At 57.4% G+C, this 6,718-nt stretch carries 6 protein-coding genes; 4 read left to right on the top strand and 2 right to left on the bottom strand.

Annotated elements, in window-relative coordinates:
• The 4 genes from leuC to ERD80_RS12015 all read left to right on the top strand — a co-directional run.
• A partial coding sequence (gene leuC / locus ERD80_RS12030) for a 3-isopropylmalate dehydratase large subunit (RefSeq protein WP_136547042.1) occupies positions 1-1,288 on the top strand: 1,288 nt, incomplete at its 5' end.
• Between the two features lies 1 nt (position 1,289).
• On the top strand, positions 1,290-1,913 hold the full coding sequence (gene leuD, locus ERD80_RS12025) for a 3-isopropylmalate dehydratase small subunit (protein WP_058770124.1): 624 nt from the start codon (positions 1,290-1,292) through the stop codon (positions 1,911-1,913).
• Entirely contained in the window at positions 1,910-2,824 is a 915-nt protein-coding gene (locus ERD80_RS12020; protein WP_136547040.1) for an alpha/beta hydrolase, read from the top strand. The genes leuD and ERD80_RS12020 overlap by 4 nt, the downstream gene beginning before the upstream one ends.
• A gap of 30 nt (positions 2,825-2,854) precedes the next feature.
• A complete protein-coding gene (locus ERD80_RS12015) occupies positions 2,855-3,817 on the top strand; it encodes a LysR family transcriptional regulator (protein WP_021509484.1) in 963 nt (320 codons plus the stop codon).
• A gap of 25 nt (positions 3,818-3,842) precedes the next feature.
• Here ERD80_RS12015 and ERD80_RS12010 read toward each other — a convergent pair whose 3' ends face one another.
• Positions 3,843-4,148, bottom strand: a complete 306-nt coding sequence (locus ERD80_RS12010) for a DUF1471 domain-containing protein (RefSeq protein ID WP_021509483.1) — start codon at positions 4,146-4,148, stop codon at positions 3,843-3,845.
• A gap of 294 nt (positions 4,149-4,442) precedes the next feature.
• The gene (gene kup / locus ERD80_RS12005) at positions 4,443-6,311 is read right to left on the bottom strand and encodes a low affinity potassium transporter Kup (RefSeq protein WP_136547038.1); all 1,869 of its coding nucleotides are present in this window, start codon (positions 6,309-6,311) and stop codon (positions 4,443-4,445) included.
• Positions 6,312-6,718: the final 407 nt, after the last annotated feature.

Raw genomic sequence — 6,718 nt, 5'->3', positions numbered from 1 at the left:
TCTGCGCGACCGGTCGCGGCGCGTGCGCCATCCGGCCACCATTCTACTCAACGTCGACCACGTGAACCCGACGCGGCCAGTGCGCGATGCGGCGATGACCGACGCTGGCGGCCAGCTGCAGGTCGATTACTTCCGCAAAAATGCGGAGCACTTTGGCATTGAGCTGTTTGACGTGCTCGACCCGCGACAGGGCATTGAACATGTGGTGGCGCACGAGCAGGGGCTGGTGATGCCGGGCATGGTGATTGCCGCCGGCGACAGCCATACCACCACTTACGGGGCGTTTGGTGCGCTGGGGTTCGGCATCGGCACCTCGGAAATCGAGCACCTGCTGGCGACACAGACGTTGATATATCGCACGCTGAAAACCATGCGCGTTGAAGTCACCGGCGAGCTGCCGTTTGGCTGTGCCGCCAAAGACATCGTGCTGGCGTTGATCGAACAGATTGGCGCATCCGGCGCTACGGGGTATGCGATTGAGTTTTCCGGCAGCGCGATCGATGCGCTGAGCATGGAAGGGCGTATGACGCTGTGTAACATGGCAGTGGAAGCCGGCGCGCGCGGGGCGATTATCGCGCCGGATGACAAGGTCTACGCTTACATTGCCGGCAAACCGCAAATGCCGGTGGGCGAACTGTGGCAGCAGGCGCTGGCCGAGTGGCGCACGTTGCGCAGCGATGATGATGCGGTATTTGACCGGCAACTGACCATTGATTGCAGCGATCTGGAACCGAAAGTCACCTGGGGCATCAGCCCGGATCAGGCCTGCGCCATCAGCGGCCACGTGCCTAATCCGGCTGACGAACCCGATCTGGTGAAACAGCAGGCGATGAAAAATGCGTTGCACTACATGGGGCTGCAAGCCGGCACGCCGCTGGCCAACATTGCCATCACCCACGCGTTTATCGGCTCCTGCACCAATGGGCGCATTGAAGATTTGCGCGCCGCGGCAGCGGTGATTGGCACCCGCAAAATCGCGCCGCACGTGCGCGGCATCATCGTGCCGGGCTCAACCCAGGTGCGGCAGCAGGCGGAGGCGGAAGGGCTGGCGGCCATCTTTATCGACGCTGGCTTCGAGTGGCGTCAGTCAGGCTGTTCGATGTGTCTGGCGATGAACGAAGATGTGCTGGCACCGGGCGATCGCTGCGCATCGGGCACCAATCGTAACTTTGCCGGCCGTCAGGGCGCGGGCGCGCGTACTCACTTAATGAGTCCGGCGATGGTCGCCGCCGCTGCGCTGGCGGGCCATCTGGTTGATGTTCGTCACTATCTGCAATCCGGGGTTTAATATGCAAGCTTTCACTACCATCACCGGCAAGCTGGCACCGCTGCCGGCTGCTAACATCGATACCGATGTGATTATGCCCAAGCAGTTTCTCAAAGGCATTGACCGGCAGGGGCTGGACCGCGGCGTGTTCTTTGACCTGCGCTTTCTGGCCGATGGTGCACCAAACCCTGATTTCATCCTCAATCAGCCGGGCTGGCAGAACGCGACGTTTTTGCTGGTCGGCGCCAACTTTGGCTGTGGCTCCAGCCGCGAACATGCAGTGTGGGGGCTGAATCAGCTGGGCATCCGCGCGATTATCGGCACCAGCTTCGCCGGCATTTTTGACGACAACTGCCAGCGTAACGGCGTGCTGACGCTGAGCCTGAGCGAGGCGGATTATCAGCGTCTGAGCGCGGTGGCCGCCGATGCGCAGCGCAACACCATCAGCGTGTCGCTGGAGCAGCAAACCATTCAGTTCGCGGATGAAGTGATTCACTTTACGGTCAGTGCCCTGAAGCGCGAAATGCTGATCGGTGGCGGCAGCGCGGTGGACTGGACGCTGCAATATGAAGCGGATATCCGCCAGTTTGAAGCGCAGCACTTTGCGCAGCGCCCGTGGCTGCAGCGCACCAGGGAGCAACCATGAGTAAGATTATCGATCGCGGCCCGTCGCCTTTTATCGCCGGTTTTACCCTGCAGGATGTGACGCTGGATAATGGCGTTACGCTGCGCGTGGCCAGCGGCGGCAAGGGCACGCCTTTGCTGATGCTGCACGGCCATCCGCAAAATCATCTGGCCTGGCGTAAAATCGCACCACAGCTGGCGCAGCATTATCAGGTGATCCTGCCGGATTTGCGCGGCTACGGTGACAGCAACAAGCCCGCCAGCGATGCTGAACATCTGCCGTATGCCAAACGCAGCATGGCACAGGATATCAGTCAGCTGATCGACGCGCTTGGCCTGCAGCGCGTGGCGTTTGTCGGCCACGATCGCGGCGGGCGCGTCGGGCACCGGCTGGCGCTCGATCACCCGGAGAAAGTCAGCTGCTGCGTGTTTGTCGATATCGCACCGACTGCCACCATGTACGCGCTGACCGATCAGGCGTTCGCCACGCGCTATTTCTGGTGGTTCTTCCTGATTCAGCCGCACCCGCTGCCGGAGACCATGATTGGTCACGATCCGGCGTTCTTTTTGCGTAAACACATTGATGGCCAGCTGAAAACGCCGGGCGCGACCGAAGCGGCGGTGTTTGAAGATTATCTGCGCTGCTATCGGGATCCGGCGATGATCCACGCGGTATGTGAAGATTATCGCGCCGCCGCCAGCATCGATTTGCAACACGATGCCGCTGACAGCGACCGGCGCATTGCCTGTCCGCTGTTACTGCTGTGGGGCGAAAAGGGCACGGTCGGTCAGCTGTATGATGTGGTGCACACCTGGCAGGACAAGGCGCTGCAGGTGCAGGGCGAGGCGTTACCTTGCGGCCATTCACCGCAGGAAGAGGTGCCAGAGCGGTTTCTGCACTCGCTTCAGCGCTTCCTGGGATCTGTGTTATAACCACGTGGCGTTCACTCACCATGTACTGTTATGAAAATACTGCTTGCCGGAAAAAGTTATCAGAAGCCGTTACAGGGTTGGCCGTCGATTGAAGACCTGTACGTGTTTATCAGCGTAGCGCGGCATGACGGTTTCGGCCGCGCGGCGATTGAGCTGGGTCAGTCACCGTCTTACATCAGTAAACGCATCGCCATTCTGGAAAAACAGCTGGAGACGCGGCTGTTTTTCCGCACTAACCGCGTGATGCGCCTGACGCCGGAAGGTGAAAAAGCGCTTGAGGGCGCGCTGCAGGTAGTGCAGGAAATGGATGGCTTTCTCAATAATTTCCGTCAGTGGCGCGGCGAGCTGACCGGGGAAATTACCGTCGGCTGCTCATTTGGTTTCGGTCAGGACTATTTATCGGATGCGGTTTCGGCATTTATTCACCAGCATCCGTCGCTGAATATTAAACTGATGCTAAGCGATCGGGCATTCGACCTGCTACAGAGCGGCACGGATGTAGAAATCTGCGTTGGCGATGATCTCAATCCTTCCTATATTGCCCGCCGGCTGATTGCTAACCGGCGTATTTTATGTGCCGCGCCGGCGTATTTATCCCGCGCCGGTATGCCAGCCTCGCTGGATGCGTTAATTCATCACAGCTGTCTGATCATTAATGAGCGCGATAATTCATTTGGTAACTGGGCATTGACCAATGGCGAGCAGCAGGTGTTGTGTCGCCTGAACAGCCATTACTCTTCCAATAGCGGCAAGGTGATTCTGCACTGGGCATTGCAGGGGCATGGTATTGCGCTGCGTTCAGCGTGGGATGTGGCGCCGTATCTGGCGACGGGTGAGCTGGTAGCGGTATTACCGCAGTGGTATCAGGAAGCCAATATCTGGGCGGTGTATACGCAACGCGCCGCAGAATCGCAGCGTATTAAAGTTTTTCTCGATTTTCTCGCCGCCTATTTTAATGAAAAAAGCCTGCCGGAAATGACGGGCAGGCCATAAACAGATAAACGCGTTAATCCCGGCATCAGCCGTAAGCCACTTTGTCATTGATGTGATACAGCGTGGCAGTGGCCGCCATCACGTGCTGGCCGTCGTGGCCCGGCTCATGTGATTCAACGTCGGTGATGTGATAACCGACGGCTCCGGCCGCCTGGGCTTTCTTCACAATGGCGTCTGTTAACTCTTCCATTGACGTGGCCCAGCTTACAGAAGTGACACCCGCCGGATGGATTGAAGATAATTCGCGGTGCGTCAAATCGGCGCGAATTAAAACCGGTTTAACATTTTGCGGCGTAAAAATAGAAATTACATCATTAATTAACGCTTTCATGGTCTTACTCCTCAAAAATAACAACAGAGCCGGAAGTGAATTAACCGATCCTGAGATCGTTGTTTATTGGTTTATACATTCCGGCAAAGCGCACGGTGAATCATCATGCCGGTAGGGTTAATAAACACCTTTTGAGGTTATGCGTTTTAGCTTTAATTGCTAATCAGATGTTAAGAAAAGTTCCGCCACAACTCCGGTAATGTTTCGCTAATATTTTTTCATCTGCTTACATTTGCCATTAAAAAAGTCGCTGCATCATGTGCGGGCAAATCCGGCCATCCGTGGCCCTGCGGCTTAAAATTCGCGCTGGCCGCCCAGTTCGATCACCCGGTTGGGCGGAATATGAAATTGCTCATGGGCGCGCAGCGCGTTGCGCTGGCAGAAGTGAAAAATCCCGCCGCGCACCCGCGCCAGACCGCGGCGTTTTTTCATTACCAGCGTATCGTGCGCGGTAAAAAATGACGCTTCATTCACCGTGCAGCCAAAACCTTCCAGTCCGCACAGATGCAGAATCTCAGCCATCGACGGCACTTCACGCCAGCCGTAGGCGGCAGTGACCTGCCAGAACGACGGCGACAATTGCGTAATGCTGATGCGCTGCTGGTTATAGACGCGCGGCGTGTCAGTGGTGCGGATATGCAACAGCACCACGCGGCGGTGCAGCACGCGGTTATGCTTGAGGTTGTGCAACAGTGCCTGGGGAATTTCAAACTCCTTGCGCGCGAGGAAGATGGCGGTGCCCTCGACGCGGTTCGGCGGATTGCTCTCCAGCGATTTCACCAGCGCCAGTAAACCGTCATGATCGTTATTCAAACGGCGAATCAGGCGGTTACGCTCGCTGCTCCAGATCAGCATCAATCCCATCATGGTCAGCGCCAGCAGCACCGGCACCCAGCCGCCGGACAGCAGTTTCATCAGGTTAGCGATGAACAGCGGCACGTCGACCACCAGCATACACAGCAGGAACAATAGCGCCAGCGGCAGCGGCCAGCGCCAGTTACGCAGCGCCACCACGCCCGCCAGACACGCAGTGATCACCATGGTGCCGGTCACTACGATGCCGTATGCCGAGGACAACGCCGACGACTGACGGAAAGCCAGCACAATCAGCATCACGGCGGTGAACAGCAGCCAGTTAACCACCGGAATGTAAATCTGCCCGGACTCGGTATGCGAGGTAAAAATGATGCGCATCGGCGGTAAAAAGCCCTGGCGAATGGCCTGATGCGTCAGGGTATAGACACCGGAAATCACCGCCTGCGCCGCGATGACCGTGGCCAGCGTTGACAGCACAATCAGTGGAATCTGCGCCCAGCCGGGAGCCAGATTAAAGAACGGATTGTTCAGCGCCTGCGCATCGGCGATCACCAGCGCGCCCTGGCCGAAGTAATTCAGTATCAGCGCCGGCATGGCGATCACCAGCCAGGCGAGACGAATCGGTGCTTTGCCCAGGTGGCCCATGTCGGCATACAGCGCTTCCGCGCCGGTCACCGCCAGCACCACCATGCCCATTGCCGCGAGCGAGAGCGCTTTGTGGCTGAGCAGGAAGGTCAGCGCATAGGACGGACTGAGCGCTTGCAGCACTTCCGGGTTGAGCAGAATACCGCGTATGCCAAGTGCGCCGATGGCCACAAACCAGACAAACATCACCGGGCCAAACACCCGGCTGACCTTTTCCGTGCCGTGTTTCTGGATAATGAACAGCAGTGCGAGAATGGTGAGCGCCAGCGGCACCACATATTTTTCCAGCCCGGGCGAGACCACCTGAATCCCTTCTATGGCCGACAGCACCGATATGGCCGGGGTGATCACGCCATCACCGTAGAAAAATGCGCCGCCAATCAGACCGGCCAGCACGATGATATGACCGGCTTTGCGGCCAACGTTGCGGCGAGCCAGCGACATCAGGGTGAGAATGCCGCCTTCGCCGTCGTGGTCGGCGCGCATCACGAAGCAGACATATTTCAGCGTGACGATGAGCGTCAGCGCCCAGAAGATCAGCGACAGAAAGCCCATCACCGCCAGCGCCGACGGCGCGCCGTCCGGCAAAATCGACAGGCATTCTTTCAGGGTATACAGCGGGCTGGTACCGATATCACCAAACACGATGCCGGCGGCGGCCAGCATGCCAGCAGGCAGAGACTGTTTCTCTGATTGACTCATACATTTCCTGTTTTTTCAGGGAGAAAGGGCGAGCGCCATCAACCGCACTGGCGTGTCGCAATCACCCACTTTTATGCTGGCGAAGATAGCGTTTCAGCGGCGTAATCGGTAGGGGTTGGCGTTTTTTTGTACGCGATTTTTATACAAATCGGCCAAATTTTTACGCCATTTTTACACCGCTGCGGCTTTTTCAACCTGAAGTGTAGACGATTCAGACAGCAGCAGAAGCGTGCTGGCTGGCAGAAAATGGGATGGGGGAGCGCAGATAGCGAGATGATTAAAAATACAGGAAATAGCGATGCTAAGACTTTGTACCAAAAATTATGTCCGTACCCTCTGACCGCACAATATGTAGCGGCGCGATTTATCGCGCTAAGTTAATCACTTCACAGTTGCCGGAATGCGCA

Source organism: Pantoea sp. R102 (genome assembly GCF_004916815.1).
GTDB lineage: Bacteria > Pseudomonadota > Gammaproteobacteria > Enterobacterales > Enterobacteriaceae > Pantoea > Pantoea dispersa.
This window is presented reverse-complemented; position numbering and strand designations above follow the sequence as displayed.